25 protein-coding genes are annotated in these 24,477 nt (G+C 74.3%); 12 read left to right on the top strand and 13 right to left on the bottom strand.

From position 1 onward, the window contains the following. Nucleotides 1-129 precede the first annotated feature (129 nt). From ABZ990_RS00795 to lexA, 3 genes are all read left to right on the top strand, one after another. Nucleotides 130-750: an L-threonylcarbamoyladenylate synthase gene (locus tag ABZ990_RS00795; RefSeq protein WP_361223097.1), complete on the top strand. Its 621-nt coding sequence runs from the start codon at nucleotides 130-132 to the stop codon at nucleotides 748-750. A 122-nt stretch (nucleotides 751-872) separates the two neighbouring features. Beyond that, the gene (locus ABZ990_RS00800) at nucleotides 873-1,403 is read left to right on the top strand and encodes a hypothetical protein (RefSeq protein WP_361223099.1); all 531 of its coding nucleotides are present in this window, start codon (nucleotides 873-875) and stop codon (nucleotides 1,401-1,403) included. Between the two features lie 128 nt (nucleotides 1,404-1,531). Beyond that, the gene (lexA, locus tag ABZ990_RS00805) at nucleotides 1,532-2,254 is read left to right on the top strand and encodes a transcriptional repressor LexA (protein ID WP_361223101.1); all 723 of its coding nucleotides are present in this window, start codon (nucleotides 1,532-1,534) and stop codon (nucleotides 2,252-2,254) included. Between the two features lie 257 nt (nucleotides 2,255-2,511). Here lexA and ABZ990_RS00810 read toward each other — a convergent pair whose 3' ends face one another. From ABZ990_RS00810 to ABZ990_RS00825, 4 genes are all read right to left on the bottom strand, one after another. Continuing rightward, nucleotides 2,512-3,777 carry a cation:proton antiporter gene (locus ABZ990_RS00810; RefSeq protein WP_361223104.1) on the bottom strand — a complete coding sequence of 422 codons (1,266 nt, stop codon included), beginning with the start codon at nucleotides 3,775-3,777 and terminating at the stop codon, nucleotides 2,512-2,514. Between the two features lie 3 nt (nucleotides 3,778-3,780). Then, nucleotides 3,781-4,266 carry a TrkA C-terminal domain-containing protein gene (locus tag ABZ990_RS00815; protein ID WP_361223107.1) on the bottom strand — a complete coding sequence of 162 codons (486 nt, stop codon included), beginning with the start codon at nucleotides 4,264-4,266 and terminating at the stop codon, nucleotides 3,781-3,783. A 339-nt stretch (nucleotides 4,267-4,605) separates the two neighbouring features. Then, the gene (locus tag ABZ990_RS00820) at nucleotides 4,606-5,571 is read right to left on the bottom strand and encodes a M48 family metalloprotease (RefSeq protein WP_361223110.1); all 966 of its coding nucleotides are present in this window, start codon (nucleotides 5,569-5,571) and stop codon (nucleotides 4,606-4,608) included. After that, on the bottom strand, nucleotides 5,568-5,939 hold the full coding sequence (locus ABZ990_RS00825) for a BlaI/MecI/CopY family transcriptional regulator (RefSeq protein WP_361223113.1): 372 nt from the start codon (nucleotides 5,937-5,939) through the stop codon (nucleotides 5,568-5,570). Before ABZ990_RS00825 ends, ABZ990_RS00820 begins: the two co-directional genes overlap by 4 nt. A gap of 144 nt (nucleotides 5,940-6,083) precedes the next feature. Between ABZ990_RS00825 and ABZ990_RS00830 the strand changes: the two genes are divergently transcribed. Further along, nucleotides 6,084-6,764: a DedA family protein gene (locus ABZ990_RS00830; RefSeq protein ID WP_361223116.1), complete on the top strand. Its 681-nt coding sequence runs from the start codon at nucleotides 6,084-6,086 to the stop codon at nucleotides 6,762-6,764. Nucleotides 6,765-6,921: 157 nt separating this feature from the next. Next, nucleotides 6,922-7,584, top strand: coding sequence for a phosphatase PAP2 family protein (locus tag ABZ990_RS00835; RefSeq protein WP_361223119.1), 663 nt, complete (start codon nucleotides 6,922-6,924; stop codon nucleotides 7,582-7,584). On the opposite strand, the gene ABZ990_RS00840 is transcribed toward ABZ990_RS00835, so the two are convergent. Both ABZ990_RS00840 and ABZ990_RS00845 read right to left on the bottom strand, forming a co-directional pair. Beyond that, on the bottom strand, nucleotides 7,541-7,759 hold the full coding sequence (locus ABZ990_RS00840) for a twin-arginine translocase TatA/TatE family subunit (RefSeq protein WP_361223122.1): 219 nt from the start codon (nucleotides 7,757-7,759) through the stop codon (nucleotides 7,541-7,543). The genes ABZ990_RS00835 and ABZ990_RS00840 overlap by 44 nt on opposite strands. Nucleotides 7,760-7,761: 2 nt before the next feature. Continuing rightward, on the bottom strand, nucleotides 7,762-8,811 hold the full coding sequence (locus ABZ990_RS00845) for a sporulation protein (RefSeq protein WP_361223125.1): 1,050 nt from the start codon (nucleotides 8,809-8,811) through the stop codon (nucleotides 7,762-7,764). 138 nt (nucleotides 8,812-8,949) lie between these two features. Here ABZ990_RS00845 and ABZ990_RS00850 point away from each other — a divergent pair, with 138 nt between their 5' ends. Continuing rightward, entirely contained in the window at nucleotides 8,950-9,741 is a 792-nt protein-coding gene (locus ABZ990_RS00850; protein ID WP_361223128.1) for a DUF1524 domain-containing protein, read from the top strand. 190 nt (nucleotides 9,742-9,931) lie between these two features. On the opposite strand, the gene ABZ990_RS00855 is transcribed toward ABZ990_RS00850, so the two are convergent. The 5 genes from ABZ990_RS00855 to ABZ990_RS00875 all read right to left on the bottom strand — a co-directional run bounded on the left by ABZ990_RS00855 (nucleotide 9,932) and on the right by ABZ990_RS00875 (nucleotide 15,538). After that, nucleotides 9,932-12,001, bottom strand: coding sequence for a discoidin domain-containing protein (locus tag ABZ990_RS00855; RefSeq protein WP_361223675.1), 2,070 nt, complete (start codon nucleotides 11,999-12,001; stop codon nucleotides 9,932-9,934). A gap of 349 nt (nucleotides 12,002-12,350) precedes the next feature. After that, the gene (locus tag ABZ990_RS00860; RefSeq protein WP_361223131.1) at nucleotides 12,351-12,500 is read right to left on the bottom strand and encodes a hypothetical protein; all 150 of its coding nucleotides are present in this window, start codon (nucleotides 12,498-12,500) and stop codon (nucleotides 12,351-12,353) included. A 131-nt stretch (nucleotides 12,501-12,631) separates the two neighbouring features. Continuing rightward, nucleotides 12,632-13,063, bottom strand: a complete 432-nt coding sequence (locus tag ABZ990_RS00865; protein WP_361223134.1) for a PPOX class F420-dependent oxidoreductase — start codon at nucleotides 13,061-13,063, stop codon at nucleotides 12,632-12,634. Nucleotides 13,064-13,329: 266 nt separating this feature from the next. After that, complete coding sequence (locus ABZ990_RS00870) at nucleotides 13,330-14,001, bottom strand: phosphatase PAP2 family protein (protein WP_361223136.1); 672 nt, start codon at nucleotides 13,999-14,001, stop codon at nucleotides 13,330-13,332. Then, nucleotides 13,994-15,538 carry a diacylglycerol kinase family protein gene (locus ABZ990_RS00875; protein ID WP_361223139.1) on the bottom strand — a complete coding sequence of 515 codons (1,545 nt, stop codon included), beginning with the start codon at nucleotides 15,536-15,538 and terminating at the stop codon, nucleotides 13,994-13,996. Before ABZ990_RS00875 ends, ABZ990_RS00870 begins: the two co-directional genes overlap by 8 nt. A 214-nt stretch (nucleotides 15,539-15,752) precedes the next feature. Between ABZ990_RS00875 and ABZ990_RS00880 the strand changes: the two genes are divergently transcribed. Further along, on the top strand, nucleotides 15,753-16,238 hold the full coding sequence (locus ABZ990_RS00880; protein WP_361223142.1) for a GNAT family N-acetyltransferase: 486 nt from the start codon (nucleotides 15,753-15,755) through the stop codon (nucleotides 16,236-16,238). Nucleotides 16,239-16,330: 92 nt separating this feature from the next. Here the strand turns inward: ABZ990_RS00880 and ABZ990_RS00885 are convergent, their stop codons facing one another. Beyond that, nucleotides 16,331-16,792 carry a cyclic nucleotide-binding domain-containing protein gene (locus ABZ990_RS00885; protein WP_361223145.1) on the bottom strand — a complete coding sequence of 154 codons (462 nt, stop codon included), beginning with the start codon at nucleotides 16,790-16,792 and terminating at the stop codon, nucleotides 16,331-16,333. A gap of 240 nt (nucleotides 16,793-17,032) precedes the next feature. Here ABZ990_RS00885 and ABZ990_RS00890 point away from each other — a divergent pair, with 240 nt between their 5' ends. Next, nucleotides 17,033-18,823, top strand: coding sequence for a molybdopterin-dependent oxidoreductase (locus ABZ990_RS00890; protein ID WP_361223148.1), 1,791 nt, complete (start codon nucleotides 17,033-17,035; stop codon nucleotides 18,821-18,823). Here ABZ990_RS00890 and ABZ990_RS00895 read toward each other — a convergent pair. Beyond that, on the bottom strand, nucleotides 18,726-19,925 hold the full coding sequence (locus ABZ990_RS00895) for a P1 family peptidase (protein ID WP_361223151.1): 1,200 nt from the start codon (nucleotides 19,923-19,925) through the stop codon (nucleotides 18,726-18,728). The genes ABZ990_RS00890 and ABZ990_RS00895 overlap by 98 nt on opposite strands. A 163-nt stretch (nucleotides 19,926-20,088) precedes the next feature. Here ABZ990_RS00895 and nadE point away from each other — a divergent pair, with 163 nt between their 5' ends. The 4 genes from nadE to ABZ990_RS00915 all read left to right on the top strand — a co-directional run bounded on the left by nadE (nucleotide 20,089) and on the right by ABZ990_RS00915 (nucleotide 24,375). Continuing rightward, nucleotides 20,089-20,919 carry an ammonia-dependent NAD(+) synthetase gene (nadE, locus tag ABZ990_RS00900; RefSeq protein ID WP_361223154.1) on the top strand — a complete coding sequence of 277 codons (831 nt, stop codon included), beginning with the start codon at nucleotides 20,089-20,091 and terminating at the stop codon, nucleotides 20,917-20,919. Between the two features lie 264 nt (nucleotides 20,920-21,183). Beyond that, nucleotides 21,184-21,588 carry a VOC family protein gene (locus ABZ990_RS00905; RefSeq protein ID WP_361223157.1) on the top strand — a complete coding sequence of 135 codons (405 nt, stop codon included), beginning with the start codon at nucleotides 21,184-21,186 and terminating at the stop codon, nucleotides 21,586-21,588. Nucleotides 21,589-21,811: 223 nt separating this feature from the next. Beyond that, nucleotides 21,812-23,128: an alpha/beta fold hydrolase gene (locus ABZ990_RS00910; RefSeq protein ID WP_361223160.1), complete on the top strand. Its 1,317-nt coding sequence runs from the start codon at nucleotides 21,812-21,814 to the stop codon at nucleotides 23,126-23,128. A 326-nt stretch (nucleotides 23,129-23,454) separates the two neighbouring features. After that, nucleotides 23,455-24,375 carry an ADP-ribosylglycohydrolase family protein gene (locus tag ABZ990_RS00915; RefSeq protein WP_361223163.1) on the top strand — a complete coding sequence of 307 codons (921 nt, stop codon included), beginning with the start codon at nucleotides 23,455-23,457 and terminating at the stop codon, nucleotides 24,373-24,375. Nucleotides 24,376-24,477 lie beyond the last annotated feature (102 nt).

Here is a 24,477-nt window from a genome sequence, read left to right on the forward strand (position 1 = left end):
CCGAGGGCGATCCGGGGGTGGTCGGACGGTGTTCCGGGGGCGATCCAGGGGTGCTCCGGCGGTGGCGTCGCGGCGCGGCACAGGACCGTGCGGCGCGGTGCGGCGGGCGTCATCCCGTAGGGTCGGCGGATGGCCAAGTACTTCGACGTGCACCCGATCTCCCCGCAGCCCCGCACCATCGGCACCGTGGTCGACAGCCTCCGTGCCGACGCCCTCATCGCCTACCCCACCGACTCCTGCTTCGCGCTCGGCTGCCGGATCGGCAACCGCGAGGGACTGGAGCGGATCCGTTCCATCCGGCACCTCGACGACCGCCACCACTTCACGCTGGTCTGCGAGAACTTCGCCCAGCTGGGCCAGTACGTCCAGGTCGACAACGACGTCTTCCGCGCGGTGAAGGCGGCCACCCCGGGCAGCTACACCTTCATCCTGCCCGCGACCCGCGAGGTGCCGCGCCGTCTCCAGCACCCGAAGAAGAAGACCGTCGGTGTGCGGATCCCCGACCACACCGTGACCCGGGCGCTGCTCGCCGAGCTCGGTGAACCGCTCCTGTCCAGCACCCTGCTGCTGCCCGACGAGGACGAGCCGATGACGCAGGGCTGGGAGATCAAGGAGCGGCTCGACCACGTCCTCGACGCCGTCGTGGACTCCGGCGACTGCGGCACCGAGCCGACCACCGTCGTCGACTTCTCCAGCGGGGAGGCGGAGATCGTCCGGCGCGGGGCGGGGGACCCGGCCCGCTTCGAGTGACCCGAGCACGAGGGGTCGAACGGGTGGAGGGCCGGCCGCCCGGACGGCCGGGCGGAGGGGCCGGAACACGGATGCGGCCGACGGCCGAGCGCCCGTACGCTCCCGGTGACGGGGGAGGCGGAGTGGACATCACCGTGCAGTGGGTCAGGACCTTCTGGACGAAGGAGTCCCGGGGCGGACCGGCCGCCACCCGCAGGAACGCGCTGCCGGCCGGATTCCCCCTCCCCGACGAGGTGCCGTACGGGAGCCCCGGGGCCTCCGGATCGTTCTCCCCGCCCCTCTCCTCCCCGTCCTCCGGGTTCGCCCACTACGTCGAGATGGCGGAACGGGACGGGTTCGCGCCGCGCCCGATGGTCCGGAACCTCGACGAGGTCGGGCTCAGGCTGCGCGACGAAGGCGACCGGCTCCGGGTGCTCGCCCGGGTCGAGCCGCTGTGCGGGGTACCGCCCCGGCGGCGCAGGCCGCCGGCCGTACGGCTGCTGCCCGGGCAGTGGGTCCGCTGGCAGCTCAACTACCGGTTCTCCAGCGCCGTCGGGCTGCGCGACTGGCTGTACTGGCTCGACACCTTCAACATCGCGTACGGCCCCCGGGACCGGGACGTCTTCCTGACCGAACCGACCGTCCTCATCGACGAGCGCGGATCGCTGCGATAGGGCCGGGTGAGGCGACGACCAGGGGATTCCGGGGGATTTCGGGACGCTCCCGCCGACCCGACCTGCCCTTTTCCCGGTGCGGCGGGTTAGTGTGCTCTGTCGGAGAAGCGGACGAACGGAGGCCGACCATGAGCAGGAACCGTGCCGGCCGGCCGCCCGGCAGCCGGACCAACGCTGCCGGGCTGACCCAGCGGCAGCAGCAGATCCTCGACATCATCCGGTCCCACACACAGGACCATGGATTCCCGCCCTCGATGCGGGAGATCGCGGCCGCCGCCGGACTGCTCAGCACCTCCAGCGTGTCCCACCAGATCCGGGCCCTGGAGAAGAAGGGCTTTCTGCGGCAGGATCCGCAGCGTCCGCGCGCGTACGTGGTCGCCGAGGCCGAAGCCGGGACCGCGACGCTGCCCGGGCGCGCGCCGCTGGGCCCCCTCGGGGCCGGAGTGCGGGGCCTGGGCCGGGAGCGGGCGGCGAGTCAGGCCGTGACCGTGCCCCTGGTCGGCCGGATCGCGGCCGGTGTACCCATCACGGCCGAGGAGCTGGTGGAGGACACCCTGGTGCTGCCCGCCCAGGTCGTCGGTTCCGGACGGCTGTTCGCGGTGACCGTCGTGGGCGACTCGATGCGGGGCGCGCAGATCGAGGACGGTGACGTGGTGATCGTCCGCGCGCAGGAGACGGCGGACGACGGCGACATCGTCGCCGCGATGCTGGACGGCGAGGCCACCGTGAAGCGCCTCGCCCACCGGGGCCCGCACGCCTGGCTGATGCCGGAGAACCCGCGCTACGAGCCGATTCCCGGCGACGACGCGGTGATCCTCGGCAAGGTCGTCTCGGTCTTCCGTACGCTCTGAACCGCCCACCGGAACTCACCCGGACCTCACCCGGGACTCACCCGGACCTCACCCGGGACTCACCCCGGCCTTCCGGGCCCCGGCCCCGGCCCCAAGGACGGGGACCGAGCGGAACAACGAACGGGCGCGTCCGGACAGGTCCCCGTGAGGGGCTGTCCGAACGCGCCCGTTCGATGTGTCCGGCTTCCCGGCTTCCCGGCTTCCCGGCCCGCCCCGCGCGCCGCGCGAGGGCCGAGGGCCCGATTGCCGGGGGTCCGTCAGGAGTGGCGGTTGGTGCCGTCGCCCACCGGGGCCGACGCGTCCTCGGGGGACGTCCGCGGACTCGGCATCACCGCGGACGGTTCCGCTTCGGCGGCGGCCGGCCGGAACCGGCGCGTCAGCAGTGCGGCGATCGGCTCGGTGTAACGCGCGGTCAGCGGGCCGACGATGACCAGGATGAGCACGTACGCCGTGGCGAGCGGGCCCAGGGAGGGCTCGATGCCCGCGCTGACGGCGAGGCCCGCGATGACGATCGAGAACTCGCCGCGTGCCACGAGCGTGCCGCCCGCGCGCCAGCGGCCCTTGACCGAGATACCGGCACGGCGCGCCGCCCAGTAGCCCGTCGCGATCTTCGTACCGGCCGTGACCACGGCGAGCGCGAGGGCCGGGAGCAGCACCGGCGGGATGCTGGAGGGGTCGGTGTGCAGGCCGAAGAAGACGAAGAAGACGGCCGCGAACAGGTCCCGCAGCGGGCTGAGCAGATTGTGCGCGCCCTCCGCCGCCTCGCCGGACAGGGCGATGCCGACCAGGAACGCGCCGACGGCGGCCGACACCTGGAGCTGCTGGGCGACACCCGCGACGAGCAGGGTCAGACCGAGCACCACGAGGAGCAGCTTCTCCGGGTCGTCACTGGAGACGAAGCGGGAGATGAGCCGGCCGTAGCGGACGGCGAGGAAGAGCACGAGACCCGCGACGCCGAGCGCGATGGCGAGGGTGACGCTGCCCGCGGCGAGACCGACGCCGGCCAGCAGGGCCGTGATGATCGGCAGGTAGACCGCCATGGCCAGGTCTTCGAGAACCAGGATGCTCAGCACCACCGGCGTCTCGCGGTTGCCGAGCCGGCCGAGGTCGCCGAGGACCTTGGCGATGACGCCGGAGGAGGAGATCCAGGTGACACCGGCGAGGACGACGGCCGCGACCGGTCCCCAGCCGAGTATCAGAGCCATCGCCGCGCCGGGCAGGGCGTTGAGGGTGGCGTCGACGAGACCGGCGGGGTACTGGGTCTTGAGGTTGCCGACCAGGTCGGACGCCGTGTACTCCAGACCCAGCATCAGGAGCAGCAGGATGACGCCGATCTCGGCGCCGATGGCCACGAACTCCTCGCTCGCGCCGAGCGGCAGCAGCCCGCCCTCACCGAAGGCGAGGCCGGCGAGGAGGTAGAGCGGGATCGGGGAGAACTTCAGCCGGCCGGCGAGTCGGCCGAGGAGGCCGAGGCTGAGGATGATGGCACCGAACTCGATGAGGAAGACGGCGGACGAGTGCATGGATCACTCCCTTTCGAGTATCAAGGCGGCGGCGTCGACCCCTTCACGGGTGCCGATGACGATGAGGGTGTCCCCGCCGGCGAGACGGAAGTCGGGGCCGGGGGAGGGGATGGCGTCGGCGCGCCGCAGCACGGCCACGATCGACACACCGGTCTCGGTCCGCATCCGGGTGTCCCCGAGGACGCGGCCGTTCCAGTGGGAGGAGGCACTGAGTTCGATCCGCTCGGCGACCAGACCGAGGTCCGTGGTGGAAAGCAGGCTGGGGCTGTGGTGCGAGGGCATCAGCGCGTCGATGAGCGCCTCCGATTCGTTCGGGGTCAGCCGCACCGACAAGGAGCATTCGTCGGGATCGTCGCGGTTGTAGGTGTTGAGCACCCGGGTACCGTCCCGGCTCGCGACGACCGACAGACGGCGGTCCTCGCGGGTGGTCAGGTCGTAGCGGACACCGATTCCGGGCAGCGGGGTGCGGCTCATGCGCGCTGCGGGCATGGCGAATCTCCTGGGGATGGGCAGGCCGAAGGAGACGTCCCGGGGAACGGGCGTCTTGGCAATTACTTTACCCAGGCAACAAACTGGCGAATTCGGCGGGAAAATGGCCGCGATCCGGGCATTTCGCCTCCGTCTGGCGACGGCTGCTCGGTGTCGAATGTGTCACGGTCGGCGACGGCGGACGGTGACCGGGGGGCCGTCGGGCCGTCGTGAGGCGGGCCGGACCTCGGCTGCCCGTCACGGTCCGTCACGCCCTTCGCCTCCCTCGCATCCGTCACGGCCCATCGGGCTCGGAGGTCCGCGACGGCCCGGCCCAGCCGGCCCGGCTCTCTTCGCGGCTCAGAGTTCCGCGACATCCCCCTGGGCGATCTCGACGTCCCGGTGCAACAGGGCCAGACCCGTGGCCGCGGAACCCCCGGCGACCCCGCACAGCAGCGCCATGACGAGGAGCGCGGGCGCCATCCGCCGCGTCGGGGCGCGGCCCATCAGGGCCCTCACCCGGGCCGGTACGGGGCCGCCCGCCGCGCCCGGCGCGAACGCGGGCCGGTCCGTACGTCCCCCGGTGGCGGCGAGCGCGGCCCGCCCCACGGCCCGCGCCGTCAGACTGCGGTCCCCGGCCGCGCGGGCCGCCGCCTCGTCCGCGGCGCGCTCCGCCGCGTACGACACCTGCCGCACCACGCCGCCGAGCGCCGGATGACACCAGCCAGCGAGCCGGCCGACGGCCAGGAAGAGATGGTGGCGCCCGGCCAGATGGGCTCGCTCGTGCGCGAGCAGCGCCTCGCGCTCCGGTGCGCTCAGCGCGCGCAGCATCCCGGTCGTCACCACGATCCGGTCCGCCCGGCGGCGGGTGCCGGGCAGCGCGTACGCGTCCGCGCGCGGGTCGTCGACGACGCACAGGCCGCCGGCGTGCGGCAGTCCGGCCAGGTCCTCGTGGGCCGCACGGAACCGGCGGACCTCCGCGAGCGCCCGCCGTACGGCGACGGCCGCGGTGACCGCGAGGGCGCCGGCGGCCGGTGCGGCGGCGCCCAGCACCAGGGCGCGTGGCCCGGTCTTCAGGGGGCGGACGAGTTCGGCGAGGTGCGCGAGCGGCGGCAGGGCGAGGGCCGGCGGCAGCAGCAGGGCGCCCAGGCAGGCCAGCACCCCGAGGGCGAGGGCCGCGGCGGCCGAGGTGACCGTCCACAGGGCGATGTCGGGCCGGACCCGTTCCGCCACCCGCCGGGCGAGCGGCGGCAGCCCCCACGGCAGGGCCAGTGGGAGCAGGAGGAAGGGGAGCGGTGCCGTGGGCAGCAGCGCCGACAGGGTCACTGGCCGCCGTCCTCCAGCAGGCGCCGCAGCTCGGCCTCGTCCTCGGGGTGCAGGCCCTCGACGAAACGGGCCAGGACCAGACCCCGGTCGGCGTCCTGGTCCAGCTCGCGGTGCATCCGGCGGGCGGTGAGCCCGTGCGCGTCCTCGACCGGGTGGTACGCGAAACCGCGCCCGGCGGGGCTGCGGTCGATCGCCCCCTTCTCGTACAGCCGGGCCAGCAGGGTCGCCACCGTGGTGCGGGCGAGGGGCTGGGGTATCGAGGCCCGGATCTGGGCCGCCGTGCGCGGGCCGCCCGCGGCCCACAGCGCGGCGAGCACACTGGCCTCCAGCTCGCCCGAGGGGCGCCGCTCGTTCTCCGTGTCCGCCATCGGAACCTTCGTCTCCGCACTTTCGTCTACAGTGAAGTAGACCGACTACTGTTCTGTAGACACAGGATACGCGGTCGCTGCTTTCCGCTGCCCCGGCCCCGGACGTACGCTCCGGCGCCCCCGCCGACCCGAAGGGCCGAGCCGATGCTCCCGCCGCCCGCCGCCGTGCCCCCGCTCACCCCTCTGGCGGTGAACGTGCTGGACGCGCATTCCCTGCTCGCCGCCTTCGGCACACTGGGCATCGCGGTCGTCCTGTTCGCCGAGACCGGCCTTCTCGTCGGTTTCTTCCTGCCGGGGGACTCGCTGCTCTTCACCGCCGGACTGCTGTGCGCCGGTTCCAAGGCCGTGCCCGGCCATCTCTCGCTGCCCTGGGTGCTGACCGCCGCGGCGGCGGGTGCGCTGGCCGGTGCCCAGACCGGATACCTCCTCGGCCGGCGGGCCGGACCGGCCTTCCTGGCGCGCTCGAGATCGCGGAAGATCGCCGAGGGCGCCGCCCGGGCGGGTGAGATCCTCCAGCGGTACGGCTACGCGAAGGCGATCGTCCTCGCCCGCTTCCTGCCGCTCGTCCGCACCGTGCTCAATCCGCTCGCCGGTGTCCTCGGCGTCCCGGCCCGTGTCTTCACGGTGTGGCAGGTGCTCGGCGGTCTGCTGTGGACCGTCGGCGTGACCCTCGCCGGATACGCGCTCGGCGCGTCCGTGCCGAACGTCGACCGCTATCTGCTGCCCGTCATCGCCGCCGTGGTCGCGCTCTCCCTGGTGCCCGTGGCCCTGGAGGTGCGCAAGGCCCGCCGGACCCGGCGCGCCGGTGCGGAGGCCCGGCCGTGATTCCTCCGGCCCCGCTCGCCGCGACGGCCCGAGCGCCCATGCCGCCCTTGCCGCATCAGCCGCCCCCGCCGCATCGGCCGAGTCGGATGAGACCGATGGATCAGCCGATACCGCCGCATTCGACGAACCGGACGAATCGATGGACCCGATGGACCCGATGAACCTTCCGCACGCTCTGCCCGTCGCGGCCGCCCCCGTGACCACCGGCTACGACGGGGCCGGTATCGACGGCTCCGCCTACCTCGATGTGGTGCGCGCGGCGCAGGACGCGCCGGGCTGGCTCGACCGTGCCGTCGGCCTCTACTCCTCGTACGGGCTCGCGGTCTTCGCCGTCCTGATGCTCTACGGCTGGTGGCGCGCCCGTGTGCGGGGCGAGCGCGAGCGCGCCGTGCGGGCGCTGGCCGCGCCCCTGCTCACCGTCCTGGCGTTCGTGGTGAGCACCCTGGTCAAGTCCGCGGTACGCGAACTGCGCCCGTGCCAGTCGCTGCGCGCCGTCACCCTGGAGGCGTGCCCGGCGCCCGGCGACTGGTCCTTCCCCAGCAACCACGCCACGATCGCGGCGGCCGCCGCGATCGCCCTGTGGTTCGTGTCGGCCCGGCTCGGTGTCATCGCGAGCGTCTGCGCGCTCGCGATGGCAGCCTCGCGGGTGTGGGTGGGGGCCCACTACCCGCACGACGTGGCCGTCGGAATCGTGGTCGGCGCCCTGGTCGCCCTGGCGCTGGGGCTGCTGGTGAGGGCCCTCGCGCCGGGGCTGGCCGGGCGGATCGGCCCGCTGGTCAGAGCGGGCGGTCCGGGCCGGGTTCCGGGGGCGTCTGCTTGACCTGGTAGACGGCGCGGGGCTCCGCCTCCTCGCCGTCCCGCTTCATGGCCCGCGCCTCGCTCTTGAGGATGCGCAGCGAGGTGCCCGCGCTGCGGGTGAGGCCCGGCAGCTTGCGGATCCCGACCAGGACGATGACGACGATCAGGAGTATCGCCAGTTCACTCAAGCCGAACATGATCAGCCCTCCTCGTTCTCGTCGTCACCCTCGAAGAAGTCTCCCACCTCGTCGACGACCTCGGCGGCGACCATGCCGCCGACCACGCCCACCGCGAGACCGGCCGCTCCGGCGGCGATCGCGGTCCCCACACCGGGGCCCGAGCGGTGTCCGCCGTCGTGTCCGCCACCGTGGCCGTGAGGGCCGCCGTGGCCGTCGGCGTGGCCCTTGTGGGGGTCGTACGCGTCGTACCCGTGGTGCTGTCCGTACGCGTGATGCGCCGCCGCGGCCTCGTACGCTGCGTGCCGGTCGAGCAGCCGGGCGATCCAGCCGTCCACCTCGGTCGTCCAGTCGGGCCGTCCGGCCTCCTGGTGGCCCACCGTGAACAGGGACAGCGCGTCGTCGCCCGAGGACAGGAACCCGCCGCGCCGGTCGGCCTCCAGGACCACGTCGACACCGGCCGGTCCGGCCAGGAACGTCACCTCCAGCTCGTTCATCCGGTGCGTGTACCGGGGCGCGGGGACCAGCTCGATCTCCTGGTAGAACGGCAGCTGCTGCCCGCTGCCGCCGATGTGGCCGAGTTCGAGGTCGGCGGACTTGAAGCCGAAGCCCAGTTCCCCGAGCGCCTCCAGGACCGCCTCCTGGGCGGGCAGCGGGCGCACCGCGAGCGGATCCAGGTCGCCCTTGTCGCGCGCGCCGGCGATGCCCAGCTCGGTACGGACGCCCAGCACGACGCCCAGGCTCTGCCCGTGCAGTTCGGTGACCGGCGTCTCCCAGGGCAGCGGGAAGCTGAACGGGACCGACCGCCGCTCCTCCGCGCCGAGCCGGAAGTTGCCCCCGACGACATGGCGGTGGAAGACGACGGTGCCCTCCGACTCGCCCTCGGCGTGTTCGGCCTCCACCCGGGCGACCAGTTCGAGCGTGATGTGCTCGATCGTGAACTCCGCGCCCCCGCCGCGCAGCTGGACCTGCCCGCCGAGCTGGCCGCCGGGCGTCACCGCGCCGGGATCGAGGACCGTGTCCACGGCGGGACCGCCGACGCCCAGCGAGCCGAGCAGCCTCTTGAACACCATCGTGGCGTCCACTCCTTCGTCACATGCGGAATGCTTCTGCCTGCACTTCTACGTGACTGTAGAGCATCGACCGGCCCCGCAGGATCGAACAGGTACGCTGCCGCGTAGCAGTGCCAAACAGAGGGAACGATTCAGCTCATGCGGCGTCAGAAGAACAAGTGGATAACGGTGTTGACAGCGGCGGCGCTGCTCGCCCTGGCCGGGTGCGAGGGAGTCGACTCCGGCCCGGCCGGACCGGAGTCGAAGGACCACGCCTCGGCTACGGCTACGGCTCCGGGTTCGCCTTCGCGGACCGGTGACGCGCCGGCTCCGGGTGCCACCCCCACCGCCAAGCCCACCCGGACCTCCACCCCCCGTCCATCGGCCGGCGACGGCACGCTGCCCGGCATGCCGACCGCGACCCAGGCCCGCCGCCAGCTCGCCGGCCTCACGGTGGCCCCGCAGGGGACGATGACCGGCTACAACCGCGACAAGTTCCCCCACTGGGCGGGGCAGGGCGACAGCTGCGACACCCGCGAGACGATCCTGCAGCGGGACGGCAAGGGAGTGCAGCGCGACGCGCAGTGCCGGGCCGTCTCCGGCCGCTGGGTCAGCGTGTACGACGGCAAGGTCATCACCTCCGCGTCCGGGCTGGACATCGACCACACCGTGCCGCTCGCCAACGCCTGGCGTTCCGGGGCCCGTTCGTGGACCCAGGAGCAGCGCAAGGCGTTCGCCAACGACCTGAGCCACCCGCAGCTGCTGGCCGTCTCGGCGTCCTCCAACCGCTCCAAGGGCGACCAGGGCCCGGACACGTGGCAGCCTCCGCTGGAGTCGTACTGGTGCGCGTACGGGCGGTCGTGGACCTCGGTGAAGTCGACGTACGGCCTGACGGTGACCTCCGCCGAGAAGGCCATGCTCGGCCGGATGATCGCCACCTGCGGTTCCTGACTCCCGCCCGGCGGGGCGGAGCTCCGTACGACGGACCGAGAGGCCCGTACGACGGAACGGACCGCCCCGTACGAGGAACGAGAGGCCCCGGCGGTGCCGTCACGGCGCCGCCGGGGCCTTGTCCGTCTCCCGCCCGGAGCGGATCAGCGTCCGGTCCGGGGACGGGTTCGGGGGCCGGGCCGGGAGCCGGTCAGGACCGGGCCACCGTGACGTCGAAGAGCGAGTAGCCCCAGCCGGTCGCCCGTTTCACCCCGTGCACCCGGACGTACCGGGCCGACTGCGAGGCGAACGTCGCCGTGTCGATGCCGCCGTCCCCCGCGTCCGTGGACCACACGGTCCGCCAGGTGCTTCCGTTGTCCGACAGCTCGATCCGGTAGCCGCGTGCGAACGCCTCCTCCCAGTCGAGGGTCACCCGGCCGACCTGGCGCGGCTCGCCCAGGTCCACCTGCCACCACTGGTCGTCGGACCACTCGCTCGCCCACCGCGTCCCGCTGTCGCCGTCCACGGCCAGGGCGGGGGCGAAGTTCGTGAACGGGTTCCACCACTGGGTGCTGGACGCCGAGGCCGCCCGTCCGGCCGCCAGATCGACACCCGTCTCGTGCCGCTCGGTCGCCTTCCAGGTCGTCAGATACGTCTCGGCGCCCCGGGCCAGATCGTTCACCACATCCTGGCCGCCCGGCGTGAGCCGGATCTGCTCCACCCAGTCCGGGACCAGACCGTTGTGCGCGGCGCCGTCGGTGTTGATGTCCCAGGTCCGCTCGCCGGTGACCTGGCGGTCGAGGACCGTACCGCCGTCGAAGCTGCGGAACGGGTACGTCACGGCGTTCGAGGCGCCCGGGCCGACCGGAGCCGGCCAGCCCCCGACGCCGTTCATGTCCGTGCCATAGCCGAGCCCGGCGCCGTACTTGCGGCGCAGTGCGGCGTTCTGCGCCGCCTCCCCGACGAAGCCCTCGGCGCTGTGCATGTACGGGGCGATGAAGCCGCCCAGCCGGTAGACCCGCTCGGACCACTCCAGGTCCATCCAGCTGTGGCTGGAGATGACGCCCGGGTATTTCTCGGCCTCCACGATGTCCAGCGCCCGGCCCGCCGCCTTCACGCTCATGTGGTCGAGCTCCAGCATCATGCCGCGGTGCGTCATGCCCTTGAGGGCGTACTCGCCGAGCCGGGTCAGCCCGCGCGTGTTGCAGCGGGCGTCGGAGGCGTACGCCGGGACGGTCACGCCCGGCGGCAGCTTCTCCGCCATCGCGGGCGGTGCGGTCAGCCCGATCGGGTTGTCGTGCTGCGCGCCCGCGCACTTCTCGGTGGCCCAGAACGTGCCCGTCGACAGGAACTGGCCGATGTTCACGGCGACTCCGGTGGTGCCGGTGTCGAACCGTACGCCGCACAGCGCGTTGTCGAACTTGTGGCACAGGAACATGCTGCGCACGCCCATCCCGTACAGCTCGTCGAGACCCTTGTCGATGTCGGCCTTCGAGCACTGCGCGACATCCAGGATCTGCTTGCAGCCGAACGGTTCGGAGGTCTCCACGCCGAGCACCACCGCGAGTTTGCCCTGCTCGACGACCGAGCGGGCCTGGGCGGAGTCGGTGACGACACGGAACCAGCCCTTGCCGGGGCCGCCGTACATCCGGTCGATGTAGTCCTGGAGCTCGAAGGTCTTGCGGGCCTCCAGGCGGATGGCGTCCATCTCGTCACAGCCGCGGTCGCGGGGCAGGAGCGAGCAGATCAGCCCGTTCGTCACCAGGTCGTTGACCAGGACCCGCTGGCCGCCGCGCCAGGCCCGCTCGACCCACGCGTAGTAGTTCTGCTGATGGCTCAGCGAGTCGTGGGCCGGCCAGTCCTTGAAGGTGGGCCAGCCGACCGGGTCGTGGGTGCCGTCGTCGCCGCCGGTCAGGTGCTCGAAGATGGCGCCGACGCCGTCGGGATAGTGCTCCGGGCAGTCCTTGAGCGCGTCGGCGACACCCGCGGGGGAGAAGGTCGCGCCGCAGATCATGCGGCCGCCGAAGCCCTCGTTGGACATCAGATGGTTGTGCGCGTCGACGAAGCCGCGCACCTTGCCCTGGGAGTCGGTGCCCGTGAAGGGGGCGCCGGTGGCGTCGATCCGGGAATCGGGGGCCGGGCGGGCGGTGGGCTCCCACCAGGAGCCGCCCGTGCCGGCGGCGGGCACCGGGCCCGCGCCGAAGAGAACGGTGGTCAGCGCGATGAGCAGGGACACGAGGGCGAACCGGCCGCCCGGCCCGCGTCGTGGTGATCGATTCATGTCGGCGATGCCTTCGGTCATGGGGGATACCGGGCAGTGAGCGGCGCGTGATGTTTCCGTGGGTAACGGCGGCTCGGGCCGAGGATCGCGAGGAACGAGGAGTGAGTCAATAGTCCGGGTCAAACGACCTATTGACGGAGCGTCGGATGAGGGTGCGCGGTTGTGAATCCGGTGCGAGGGAGGCGTGAGGGTGCGGTGGGGGCGCGAGGGGGGCGCGGGGAGGGGAACGCGGGGGAGCGAGGGGAGGGGCAGGGCGCGGCCTCGCCGCGCGGACATGTCCGGGAACGACCCTCCCGTCGCCCCGGATGTTCCTCGGCCCGTGTCGAGCAGCCCCGCGGCTATCCCTCGATCAGGGCGACCATGTGCTGTCCAGGAGCGCTTCGGCGGCCCGCGCGTCGCCGAGGACGAGGAATTGCAGCGTCACCCCGTCCCTGGTCATCACCCGGATCGCCGCGTCCACCAGCTGCCGGCGCCGTTCGGCCGACGGCATCCGTGCCATGCGCCCCTCCTCGCGTTCGGGCGCCGGCGTAGCCGTCCGGGCGCGGGCGCCCGTCGGCGCCCGGAGGCGCGGCCCGGGGCCGGCGGCCGGGGGAAGCCGCGGGCCCCGGACCCCGGGCCCGGACCGTCGGCTCAGCCCATGCTCTGCCCGTACACCCGGTCCACCGGCATGCGTACGAGCACCCGCCGGTCGTTCACCATCGCCGACCGGTACTCGGCCCAGTCCGGGTGCTCCCCGGACGCGAGCCGGTAGTACTCCACCAGCGCCTCCACCTCGGGCCCGTTCGGATCGGTGCCCGGTCCGATCAGGGTGACCGTGCCCTCCGCGGTGGCCCACGACCGGCCGTTCGGGGCGGTCACCTCCAGGGCGGCGCGCGGATCGCGCCGCAGGTTCGCCGTCTTGGCGCGGCCCTCGGTGACCGACACGTACAGGGTCTCGGTCGCCGGGTCGTAGTACGGCATCACGGGCGACAACTGCGGCCGCCCGTCGGCCTTGAGCGTGGCGAGGACGCCGAGACGGCTCTCGGCGAGCAGGGTGCGCGGGTCGTACGAAGAGGAGGTCATGTTCACAGTCAAGTCGCCCCGCACGCCGTCTTGTTCCTCACATCCCGGCTTACTCACCCGATAAGAGCAACTTCGGCAAGTCGGGGGCCGTCGGGTGACGTGGGGAACCGGCCGCCGGAGGCACGACGCCCCTCGCGTCCGCCCTCGCGTCCGCCCTCGCGTCCGCCCTCGCGTCCGCCCTCGCGTCCGTCCCTCTCGTACGTGGCCCACGCTCCGGATTTCCGCGAAGGCCGGCCCCCGCCGGAGACCGGGCGCACGAACCGGGTTCACCAGGGGAGGAGGTCCCGTCCTCCCGGGTGCGCATCGGCGACCGCCAGCGCGGTGACCGCGCCCGCGAGGCCGAGGACGGCACCGGCGAAGACATCGCCCGGATAGTGCACGCCCGTGTGGACGCGCGAGTAGCCGACCGCTCCGGCGAGGACGCCGAGCGGGACCGCGGCGGGCGGCAGCACCACGCCCACCGCCGTCGCGAAGGCGACCGCCGAGGCCGTGTGTCCGGACGGGAAGGAGGCCGAACTCGGCATCGGCACCTGCCGGTCCACCGAGACCCGGGCCGCTTCGCGGTCCGGGCGCGCCCGCCGTACCAGCCGCTTCCCGAAGAGGTTCGCGGCGGCGGAGGCCAGGGCGACGGCGCCGATTCCGGCCGCCGCGGCCCGGCGGGGCCGGCCGTCGGCGAGGGCGAGGAGCGCGGCGATCGACAGCGAGATCTTGGAGTGGTCGGCGGCGTGCGACAGGCGGCGCAGCCCCCGGTCGAGCGTGGGGGTCGGGGTCGCCGCGACCGCCGCGTACAGGGCGCCGTCCACCGCGCGCAGATCGGACAGGACCGCCCGCACCGCCGCCCTGCCCCGGGGCCGGGCTGCCGCAGGGAGGGCGGAGGAGGTGGGGCCGGGATCGGAATCGGGATCGGGAGCCCGGGCGGGGGCGGGCTGTTCAGTCATCGGACCCTCCTCGGGGACGGCGGCGGAACGCGAGGACGGCGATCAGCCGCCAGTCCGGGGGCGGCGTGGGCGGCACCGTGCCGGGCCGCTCGCGGGGGAGCCGGACCCGCAGCGCGCGTGGCCGCAGCGTGCACACGACGGGAGTCGGCAGGCGCATCGCCTCGCCGTCGACGGCGACGGGCAGGGTGCCGGGGTCGCCGGAGTCGCCAGAGTCCGAATCGGAGCCGTCGGACCCGGAATCGGCGCCGCCGGACCCCTGACCAGGGCCGTCGGACTCCGAACCGGAGCCATCGGGCCCCGGGCCAGGGCTGCCGGCCCCCGGATCGGAGCCGCCGTCGGAGCCCGCGGTGACCTCGACCCGGTGGGCGGTCAGGACGCTCAGACCGGGGGACTGCTGACCGCGCACGGCGAGATCGGCCGCCTGCGCCGCGCCCTCCACCCGGATGCCGATCACGCCCAGCTCGCCGCCGTCCAGCCGGATCCGCCGGCCCCCGCCGAGCGGATCGGGCGAGGCGTACGGATTGTTGCTGACCAGCAGCGCCTGCTGGGCCGGGAGCGGGGCGGCGTCCACCCGCGCGTCGAGCCGGCGGCCCGCACCGCCCGCGAGCAGGTCGGGCATCGTGTTCAGCGCCGTCTCCGCCTTGGCTTCCCGGTACTCGGGACGCTGCACCACATCCGCGTACACCCCGAACGAGACCGTGTTGACGAACGCCCGGCCCGCGACCTCGCCGAGGTCCACCCGCAGTTCCTCACCATCGGTCAGGGCGTCCAGACAGCGCACCGGGTCGGCCCGGTCGAGCCCGAGGTCCATCGCGAAGTGGTTCCGGGTGCCCGCGCTGATCACCACGAACGGCAGATCGTGCTCGGCCGCCACCGCCGCCACCAGGGCCTGGGTGCCGTCGCCGCCCGCCACCCCGAGCAGGTCGGCGCCGTCGGCGACCGCCGCCTGGGCCAGCGCGGCCGGGTCCGGACGGGCACCGTCGGGGCCCGGTTCGAGCAGGACGACCCGCGCGCCGAGCCGTTCGGCCTTCTCGACCAGTCCGAACCGGCCCACCTTCCCGTCCCCGGATCTCGGGTTCATCAGGAGTACCGGCCGCAGCGCGCGGGGCGCGGGCCGGGGGCGGGACCGGCCGTGCCGCTCGTGGTCGGGGTGGCGCATCGCCGTACGGGCGAAGGCGAGGGCCACCGCCCACAGCAGCAGCGCGCGCAGGGCGTTCGCCCACAGCCCGCCGTGGACGAACAGGACGAGGACGGCCGCCGGCGCGCCGAGCGCGACCAGCGCGCCGAGGAACCGCACCGGCCCGCGGTGGGCCACCAGCCACCACACGCCCGCGGCGCACAGCGCGAGCCCCAGCACCCCGCCGCCGATGATCAGCAGACCGCCGGCGGCGTACGGCAGGAACAGGCCGACCACGGCGGCGGCCGCGGCGAGCAGAGCGCACCGTGCGAACAGTCGTGCCCGCGCCTCGCCCCGGCTCCGCTTCCCGGCCCCGGCCGCCGGACCGCCGCCGCTCGCCTCGAAGTCACCGCTGTTCATCCGTCGTCTCCCCGTCGCCGTGCCTGCCCGCACCCGGGTCCGTCCCTCGTCCCCTACCCGGAACCGTTCCTGTCTCCCCTGCCCCGTCTGTTCCGGACAACCCGCCCGGAGAACGCCCTGCTGAGCCATTCGGGTGAGGGCGCGTCAGCAGGACGGCACTTGTCCGCCTTGTGCCCGATTGTGGCGCGGGACGAGAACCGACAAGATCGCTGGGATGCGCGATGAAGTGAAGCTCTGCGACGGCGTCGTCACCCTGGCGCCCCTGCACCCGGCGGGTCCGGGTGCCGACCCCCGCCCCGAGGCCCCGCTCCCGCACGATCTCCACGAGCGATGGCACGAGGAACTCCCCCTGAGGTGGCGCGCCCACGGCCCGGCCCGGGCCTTCGGCATCCGCTCCGACCGGCCGGTCGGCACCGTCGCCCTGCGGCCGGCGCCCGCCGGGTTCGGCGCCGGGGACGTCGACCTGGTGTACGTCCTGCACCCCGAGGCCCGCGGCCGGGGCCTCGCGACCCGGGCGGTCCTGCTGGCCTGCGCGTACGCCGGCGCCGAGGGAGCCCGTCGCGCGGTGATCCTCACCCCCGCGGGCCGGCCGGCGGCGGCCGCCGTGGCCCACCGGGCCGGATTCGCCCGGCGGGGGCAGATCAGCCACGCGGACGGCACCCTGTCCGACTGGCACGTCCGCGCGCTCGTACGGACCTGAGCGCCGGGGCCTGCCGGACTCCGATCCGAAGGGCCCCGGTTCGCCGGCCCCCGACCCGAAGGGGCCGGGCCCGGGGCGGCCGGTCCACCCGTTCAGGCCAGCGCCCCGCTCCCGTGCGGGGCGTACAGGTCGAGCAGCCGCACCCGGGTCACATGGAGACGGTGCGCGAGGATCTGCCCCACCCAGAAGGCGACGGAGGCGCCGAACTCCGGGTCCGTCCGGCACATCGAGCGCACGGCCCGGCCGTCGAACTCGTACGCCCGCACCGGCGTCGTCGTCTCCGCGCCCGACTGGCACAGATACGGCGGGAACAGCCATGACACCCCCACCAGCTCACCGTGCCGCAGGGTCTCGATCACCGGCGCGCCCCGCCCCGGCACCTTCGCGTCCAGGGAGATGGCGCCCGTCTTCACGATCCAGAACCGGTCGGCCCGGTCCTGTTCCTCGAACAGCCGGACGCCGGCGTCGAAGGTCACGTCCTGGGCGAAGGCCATCAGCCGTTCCCGCTGTTCGAGCGGCAGAGTGCTGACCTTCGGCGCGGCGGCGGTGGTCATGGCGGGCCTCCTCGGACCGGCGGCTGCGGTGCGTGTCCCCCTCCACCCCATCAGTGTCCGTCCGCGCGGGCGGGTCCGCCCGTACCGCACGCCGTCCGTGTGAGTGCCCGTACGGAGTCCGGGGACACGCTCGCTGCCGCCACCCGGTCGCTGCCACCGCCACCGTCATCGCCGGGCTGCCGCGGTCGTGACACCTCCGTACGCTCAGCCCGGCCGCGCGGTGTGCCGAGGAACAAGGACATGAGCACCACTCCGCCGCCCGGACCGCCGGCCACCCCGGGACCGCCATCCGATCCCGATCCCGATTCCGGACCCCCGCCCTCCGCCCCTCCGGCCGCCGCGCCCACCCGTACCGACCGGCTGCTCGCCGCCCTGGCGGGCCTCGTCGCCGGGTACGCGGGACTCGCCGTCGCCGCGCTCGGCACCGTCGTGGCCCGCCCCGAGGCCGGCCCGGTGCCCGCCGTCGGCGACACGGTCGTCGACCACACCCCGGCCGGGGTCAAGGAATGGGCCATCCGCACCTTCGGCGAGAACGACAAGCGGGTCCTGGAGACCGGCATCATGGTGCTGCTCGTCGTCCTCGCCGCGCTCCTCGGCCGGCTCGCCCTGCGCAGCCGCCCGGCCGCCCTCGCCGGAGTGGGCGTCCTCGGCCTGGTCGGCGCGCTCGCCGCCGTCACCCGGCCCGACTCCACCTCCGCCGTGGACGCGCTGCCCTCGCTCGCCGGGGCCCTGGCGGCGGGCTTCGTCCTGTACGTCCTCGCCGTGCGGCTCCCCGGGCCGCGTACCGCCCCCGGCCCCGTACCCGAGGGGAGTCACCCCGCACCCGAGGGACGCCCGCCGGTGCCCGCGGACCGGCGGCGCTTCCTGCTCACCGGGGCGGGCGTCACGGCCGGTGCCACCGGCGTCCTTCTGGTGGCCCGGGCCACCGGAGCCACCCGCTCCGAGAACGCCGCCGCCTCACGCGAAGCGCTCCGGCTGCCCCGGCCCGCCTCCCCGGCGAAGCCCGTACCGCCCGGCGCGCAGCTGCCCGTCGCCGGCATCAGCCCCTTCATCACCCCGAACGGCGACTTCTACCGGGTCGACACCGCCCTCGTCGTCCCGCGCCTCGACGCCGGGACCTGGCAGCTGAACGTCCACGGCCAAGGAGTGCCCCGGGCGCGGGTCTTCACCCTGCCCGAGCTGCTGCGGCGTGAGGTGATCGAACGCGACATCACCCTCGCCTGCGTCTCCAACGAGGTCGGCGGCCCCTACGTCGGCAACGCCCGCTGGCTCGGCGTCCGCCTCGCCGACCTGCTGCGCGAGTGCGGGGTCCGCCCGCCGTCCCGGGGCGGCCCGGCGGACCAGCTCGTCGCCCGCTCCGCCGACGGCATGACCATCGGCAGCCCCGTCGAGGAGGTGATGGACGGCCGGGACGCCCTGCTCGCCTTCGGCATGAACGGACAGCCGCTGCCCTTCGCGCACGGCTTCCCGGTCCGCATGGTCGTCCCCGGCCTGTACGGCTACGTCTCGGCCTGCAAGTGGCTCACCTCGCTCGAACTGACCACCTTCGCCGCGTACGACGCCTACTGGGTGCCGCGCGGCTGGGCCGCCCAGGCCCCGATCAAGACCCAGTCGCGGATCGACACCCCCCAGGCGTTCGCGAATCTCGCCGCCGGGCCCCGGCCGGTCCCGGTGGCCGGGGTCGCCTGGGCCCAGCACCGGGGGATCTCCAAGGTGCAGGTACGGGTCGACGACGGGCCCTGGCGGGACGCCGAACTCGGGGCCCAGGACAGCCGGGACACCTGGCGCCAGTGGGTCTACCGCTGGCACCCCACGCCCGGCGACCACAACCTCGCCGTCCGGGCCGTCGACGGCACCGGAGCCGTCCAGACCGGCCGTACCTCCGACACCATGCCGAACGGCGCCACCGGCTGGCACACGATCAGCGTCACCGTCACCGGTGGCGGCTCGACGGCAGCCCGCGGACCAGGTCGAGGGGGAGTGCCGGGACCCGGTGGCCGGCCCGGCCCGTCGTCGTGGTGGCCGTCGTGAGCGCGTTGAGCACCGCCTCCTCGACCGCCTCCACCACCGCCGTCCCGAACGGGTCGATCCGGCCCCACGGCACGAACCGCATGGTCTCGTACTCCGCCGGGGCGCCCTTCACGGGGAACGTGCTGGTCAGCGCCGACTCGTTCGCCGTGGAGAAGACGAGGAACAGATCGCCCGAGAAGTGGCTGCCCGCGGTGCCGGTACGGGCCAGCCCCATCGGCACCCGCCGGGCCAGCGCCTTGCACTGCCCCGGCAGCAGCGGTGCGTCGGTCGCCACGATCACCACGACGGAACCGGCACCCGGCGGGATCCCGTCGGTGGTCCCGGCGTCCCCGGCGTCCCCGGCGTCCCCGGCCGTTCCGGCGTCCCCAGTGTCCCTGGCGTCACCGGCGCCTGCCGATTCCCCGGCCGCTTCGGCCCGTCGTGCGGCCTCCCGGGCCGCCAGCTCCCGGCCCACCGGCACCCCGGCGACGACCAGCTCGTCCCGGGCGCCGAAGTTGGCCTGGACGTACGCCCCGACCGTGTACCGGTCCTCGCCGTACGCGACCACCCGCGAGGCCGTGCCCGCGCCGCCCTTGAAGCCGTAGCAGCGCATCCCCGTACCGCCGCCGACACAGCCCTCCGCCACCGGCCCCGGCGCCGCCGCGTCGATCGCCGCCGCGGCGTGCGCGGGCCCGACCGCCGCGCCGTGGATGTCGTTGAGATGGCCGTCCCAGGTCTCGGTGACGAGCGGCAGCAGCCACTCCGGGGCCATGTCCGCGCGGTGCTCGCGCACCCACTCGACCACGCCGCGGTGCACCGGGCCGACCGCGTACGTGTTCGTGAGCAGGACCGGCACGGCCAGCGAGCCGCTCTCCTCCACCCAGGTCGTGCCCGTCATCTCGCCATTGCCGTTCATCGCGTACCAGCCGGCGGCGCACGGCACGCCGACCCCGTCCCGGCCGCGCGGCAGCACCGCCGACACCCCGGTCCGGACGTCCTCGCCCTCGACCAGGGTGACATGGCCCACCTCGACGCCCGGCACATCGGTGATCGCGTTCCAGCGGCCCGGTTCCCCGGTCAGCGTGACGCCCAACTCGCGTACTCTCGCCCGTACTTCCGTCATGGACGGCACAGTAGCGGCCCGCTCCCGGCCACGGTGGCCGGTGGCCGGGACGAGGGGCCGGCGGGGGCCGGGCGACAGCGGCGGCGCGCGACACTTAGAGTCGAGCCAGAAACCCAGCGGCGCGGACGTACGGACGCCGGCGCCGCACGAACGAGGAGCACGCGTGACCGACCCGGAGACCATCGCCCAGCAGCAGCGGATCGCCCGGGAGCTGGAGGTCGCCGAGACCTTCGACCCGCGCGCGGAGATCGAGCGCCGGGTCGCCTTCCTCGCCGAGCGCCTCACCTCCACCGGCCTGCGCGCCCTGGTCCTCGGGATCAGCGGCGGCGTCGACTCCACCACCGCCGGCCGGCTCTGCCAGCTCGCCGTCGAGCGGGCCCGCGCCGCCGGGCACGAGGCCACCTTCCACGCGATGCGACTGCCCTACGGGGTCCAGGCCGACGAGGGCGACGCGCAGCGCGCGCTCGACTTCATCCGGGCCGACCAGGTCCTCACCGTGGACATCCGGCCGGCCGCCGACGCCGCGCTCGACGCCACCCTGGCCGCCGGGGTGGCCTTCCGCGACGCGCACCACCAGGACTTCGTGCACGGCAACATCAAGGCCCGGCAGCGGATGATCGCCCAGTACGCCGTCGCGGGCGCCCACGACGGCCTCGTCGTCGGCACCGACCACGCCGCCGAGGCGGTCTCCGGCTTCTTCACCAAGTACGGCGACGGCGCCGCCGACGTCGTCCCGCTCACCGGCCTCACCAAGCGCCGGGTACGCGCCGTCGCCGCCGAACTGGGTGCCCCCGCCGACCTGGTCTGGAAGGTCCCGACCGCCGACCTGGAGGACCTCGACCCGGGCAAGCCCGACGAGGACGCGCTGGGCGTGACGTACGACCAGATCGACGACTTCCTGGAGGGCAAGCCGGTCGACGAGACCGCCTTCGCCGCCATCGTGCGCCGCTACCGGCTGACCGACCACAAGCGCAGCCTCCCGATCGCCCCCTGAGGCGCGGGCCAGGTCGGATCCCGGGCCAGGCCCCGTCGGGCCCTGGTGGCCCGGCCTCCGGGACGTGGCTCCGGGCTCGGCCGCGCCCGGGCCTGTCCCCCTCGAACGCCCGGCGGTCGGCTCGCACGCGGCCGGCGCCCGCCTTCCGAGGGTGACGGGCCGGGGCCGTCCGGCCGTGTCGGCGTGGCGACCGCCGCCGGGGGAGCGGACCGTGGTGTGCCCTGAGGGGACGTCACCGGACGTACCCACCGAAGGGAGCACCCCATGTTCGGCAGCACCCCTGCCTTCAGCAGCTTCTCCGTCGACGACATCGCCGCCGCCCGCGCCTTCTACGGCGAGGTCCTCGGCCTCCCGACCGGCGGGGAGGGCGAGAGCGAGAACGAGGGCGGTCACGAGCGGCAGGTGCTCATCCTCACCCTCACCGGCGGCGCGAAGGTCTTCGTCTATCCCAAGGGCGACCGGCACGTGCCGGCGAGCTTCACCGTCTTGAACTTCCAGGTCGACGACATCGACGCCGCCGTCGACGCGCTGGTCGCCAAGGGCGTCGAGCTACGGCGCTACCCAGGGTTCGATTTCGACGCCAAGGGCATCTGCCGTGACCCGCGCGGCCCGGCGATCGCCTGGTTCACCGACCCGGCGGACAACGTTCTCGCGGTCCTCCAGAGCTGACCCGCTCCCTGGGGCCGCTGTCCTCGCACCCCCGTGTTCCCACACCCCCGTGCCCCGGCCGGTCACGGCGGCCGGAGCCACGCCCCGCGCCCGTGCCCCACGCCCGTACCCCGTGCCCGTTCCCCGCGCCCGGGGCCTGCGCGCCGCCGCCCGCGCGCCATGTGATCTCCTGTTGCGGCGGGAATGCCGCATACGGGGGCATCACGAAGAGGGAGCAGGCAGCTTGTCCACCTACCGTCAGCCCGGTGTCGTCCTCACGGACCACCACTTCACCGTGCCGCTCGACCACACCCGCCCCGGCGGCGAGACCATCGAGCTGTACGCGCGCGAGGTCGTCGCGAGCGACAAGGCGGCGGACCGGGACGGTCTGCCGTGGCTGCTGTACCTGGAGGGCGGGCCCGGCTTCGGCGCCCGCCGGTTCATCGGCCCGCAGGCGTGGCTCGGCCGGGCCACCCGGGAGTTCCGCGTCCTGCTGCTCGACCAGCGCGGCACCGGCCGCTCCACCCCGGCGAACCGGCAGACGCTGCCGCTCCGCGGCACCCCGCGCGAGCAGGCCGACTACCTCGCCCACTTCCGCGCCGACTCGATCGTCAAGGACTGCGAGCTGATCCGCCGCACCCTCACGGGCGGCGCCCCGTGGACCGTCCTCGGCCAGAGCTTCGGCGGCTTCTGCGTCACCCACTACCTCTGTACCGCCCCCGAGGGCCTGGCCATGGTGCTCGTCACCGGCGGCCTGCCCTCCCTCGACGCGAGCGCCGACGACGTCTACCGCGCCGCGTACCCCCGTATCCGCCGCAAGAACGAGGCCCACTACGCCCGCTACCCCGAGGACGTCGAGCGGGTCCGCCGGATCGTCGCGCACCTGGCCGAGCACGAGGTCGCGCTGCCCGGCGGCGGGCTGCTGACCCCCGAGGCGTTCCAGTCGCTCGGCATCCTGCTCGGCGGCGGCGAGGGCACCCACCAGCTGCACCTCCTCCTGGAGGGCGCGTTCGTGCCTACCCCGGCCGGACCCGCGCTCGCCGACGCGTTCCTCGAAGGCGTCCAGGCCCAGCTCTCCTACGCCGGGCACCCGCTGTACGCCGTCCTCCACGAGCCCATCTACGCCCAGGGCGCGGCGTTCGGGCACGGTGCCACGAACTGGGCCGCCGACCGGATCCGTACCGAGTTCCCCGAGTTCGACGCGGCGCGGGCGCTCGCCGGCGACGGGCCGGTGCTGTTCACCGGCGAGACCGTCCACCCCTGGCACTTCACCACCGACCCGGCCCTGCGCCCGCTGCGCGAGACCGCCGAGCACCTGGCGGCCCGCACCGACTGGGCCCCGCTCTACGACCCCGCGCGACTCGCCGCCAACGAGGTGCCGGCCGCCGCCGCGATCTACCACGACGACATGTACGTGGACACCGCCGACTCGCTGCGGACCGCCCGGGCCATCCGCGGCCTGCGCACCTGGGTCACCGACGAGTTCGAGCACGACGGCGTCCGGGCCGGCGGCCCCCGTGTCCTCGACCGGCTCCTGGCGCTCGCCCGCGGCGAGATCTGACCCGTACGGCCACTCACTTGGCGCGGTGGGCCGCGCCGCCTGGCGCCGGTCCGCCACCGGGACCTGGGCCGGGGCGCGGCCACGCCGGCGGAGGGGCTCCACGACGGACGACGGGGTCCCGGCGCCCGCGCGGGGACGGGCGTCCCGTGCCCCGGTGGCCAGGATCCGACGGGGCACGCTCGACGGCACCTGGCCGCCTGGCTCCCTACCGCGCAACGGGAGGCACGGTCCGTGGTCGCCGGCCCCGGGCCCCGGGTCCGTGCCGGGGCCGGACCGCCGCTCAAAACGGGGTGTGTGGGGCGCCGTCGCACTGTCAGACTGCCTGGATGATCGACATATCCGCCGTGGTGCTGGACTCCTTGCGGGGGCTTGCCTTCGGTGACGCCTTCGGCGACCGCTGGTTCGCCATCCTGCGCCGGGACGGCGCTGCGGCTCTGGACGCGCGGACGCCGCCCCCGGAAGCCGTGTGGGAGTGGAGCGACGACACGGCGCAAGCACTCGTTCTCGTCCGGGAACTCGCCGACGGCGGAGGCGTCGTCGACCAGGACCGCCTCGCTCTCCGTTTCGCGGCGGCCTATGCCGACGACCCGTACCGAGGCTATGGGCCCTCGATGCACGACGTGCTGCGCCGGATCGGCGCGGGCGAGCCCTGGCGGGAGGTGGTCGTCGGACAGTTCGGCGGCCAGGGTTCCTGGGGCAACGGCGCGGCCATGCGTGCCGCTCCGCTCGGCGCCTGGCACGCCGCCGACCTCGACGCGGTCGCCGAACAGGCCGCCCGCCAGGCCGTGGTCTCGCATCATCATCCGGAGGCGGTCGCCGGAGCGGTGGCGGTCGCCCTCGCCGCGGCACTGGCCGCCCGCGGCCGGGGCGAGCGAGCCCCGGCCCGGCCGGACTTCCTCCGGGCGGTCGCCGACCGGCTCCCCGACAGCGATGTCCGGTCCATGGTGCGGATCGCGGCCAGGATGCCGGAGCGCACCTCGGTCCGGCACGCCGCGGAAGTCCTGGGCTCCGGTTATCGCATGTCCGGACCCGACACCGTCCCCTTCGCGCTCTGGTGTGCGGCGGGGCACCTGGACGACCTGCACGAGGGCCTGTGGGTCACGGTCGCCGGACGGGGCGACATCGACACCACCTGCGCGATCGTGGGCGGGGTGATCGCCGCCCGCACGGGTGTCGCCGTGCTTCCCGACGCCTGGCACGCGGCCCTCGAACCCCTGCCCCCGATCGTGCCGGAGGCAACGGAGTAGGGACTCGTCCCGGGAGAGACTCCGTGTCCCCGGCGGAGCGGGGAACGGCGGCGGTGGCGCGGGTGATATCCCCCGCGCCACCGTGCACGACAGGGGCTTCGC

The sequence above is a fragment of the Streptomyces sp. NPDC046203 genome, from assembly GCF_040646255.1.
Classification (GTDB): domain Bacteria; phylum Actinomycetota; class Actinomycetes; order Streptomycetales; family Streptomycetaceae; genus Streptomyces.

Coding starts and splice junctions, on each gene's coding strand:
- ABZ990_RS00795 (WP_361223097.1), top strand. CDS start 130: ATGGCCAAGTACTTCGACGTGCACCCGATCTCCCCGCAGCCCCGCACC.
- lexA (WP_361223101.1), top strand. CDS start 1,532: ATGAGCAGGAACCGTGCCGGCCGGCCGCCCGGCAGCCGGACCAACGCT.
- ABZ990_RS00810 (WP_361223104.1), bottom strand. CDS start 3,777: ATGCACTCGTCCGCCGTCTTCCTCATCGAGTTCGGTGCCATCATCCTC.
- ABZ990_RS00815 (WP_361223107.1), bottom strand. CDS start 4,266: ATGCCCGCAGCGCGCATGAGCCGCACCCCGCTGCCCGGAATCGGTGTC.
- ABZ990_RS00825 (WP_361223113.1), bottom strand. CDS start 5,939: ATGGCGGACACGGAGAACGAGCGGCGCCCCTCGGGCGAGCTGGAGGCC.
- ABZ990_RS00830 (WP_361223116.1), top strand. CDS start 6,084: ATGCTCCCGCCGCCCGCCGCCGTGCCCCCGCTCACCCCTCTGGCGGTG.
- ABZ990_RS00835 (WP_361223119.1), top strand. CDS start 6,922: ATGAACCTTCCGCACGCTCTGCCCGTCGCGGCCGCCCCCGTGACCACC.
- ABZ990_RS00840 (WP_361223122.1), bottom strand. CDS start 7,759: ATGTTCGGCTTGAGTGAACTGGCGATACTCCTGATCGTCGTCATCGTC.
- ABZ990_RS00845 (WP_361223125.1), bottom strand. CDS start 8,811: ATGGTGTTCAAGAGGCTGCTCGGCTCGCTGGGCGTCGGCGGTCCCGCC.
- ABZ990_RS00850 (WP_361223128.1), top strand. CDS start 8,950: ATGCGGCGTCAGAAGAACAAGTGGATAACGGTGTTGACAGCGGCGGCG.
- ABZ990_RS00855 (WP_361223675.1), bottom strand. CDS start 12,001: ATGAATCGATCACCACGACGCGGGCCGGGCGGCCGGTTCGCCCTCGTG.
- ABZ990_RS00860 (WP_361223131.1), bottom strand. CDS start 12,500: ATGGCACGGATGCCGTCGGCCGAACGGCGCCGGCAGCTGGTGGACGCG.
- ABZ990_RS00865 (WP_361223134.1), bottom strand. CDS start 13,063: ATGACCTCCTCTTCGTACGACCCGCGCACCCTGCTCGCCGAGAGCCGT.
- ABZ990_RS00870 (WP_361223136.1), bottom strand. CDS start 14,001: ATGACTGAACAGCCCGCCCCCGCCCGGGCTCCCGATCCCGATTCCGAT.
- ABZ990_RS00875 (WP_361223139.1), bottom strand. CDS start 15,538: ATGAACAGCGGTGACTTCGAGGCGAGCGGCGGCGGTCCGGCGGCCGGG.
- ABZ990_RS00880 (WP_361223142.1), top strand. CDS start 15,753: ATGCGCGATGAAGTGAAGCTCTGCGACGGCGTCGTCACCCTGGCGCCC.
- ABZ990_RS00885 (WP_361223145.1), bottom strand. CDS start 16,792: ATGACCACCGCCGCCGCGCCGAAGGTCAGCACTCTGCCGCTCGAACAG.
- ABZ990_RS00890 (WP_361223148.1), top strand. CDS start 17,033: ATGAGCACCACTCCGCCGCCCGGACCGCCGGCCACCCCGGGACCGCCA.
- ABZ990_RS00895 (WP_361223151.1), bottom strand. CDS start 19,925: ATGACGGAAGTACGGGCGAGAGTACGCGAGTTGGGCGTCACGCTGACC.
- ABZ990_RS00905 (WP_361223157.1), top strand. CDS start 21,184: ATGTTCGGCAGCACCCCTGCCTTCAGCAGCTTCTCCGTCGACGACATC.
- ABZ990_RS00915 (WP_361223163.1), top strand. CDS start 23,455: ATGATCGACATATCCGCCGTGGTGCTGGACTCCTTGCGGGGGCTTGCC.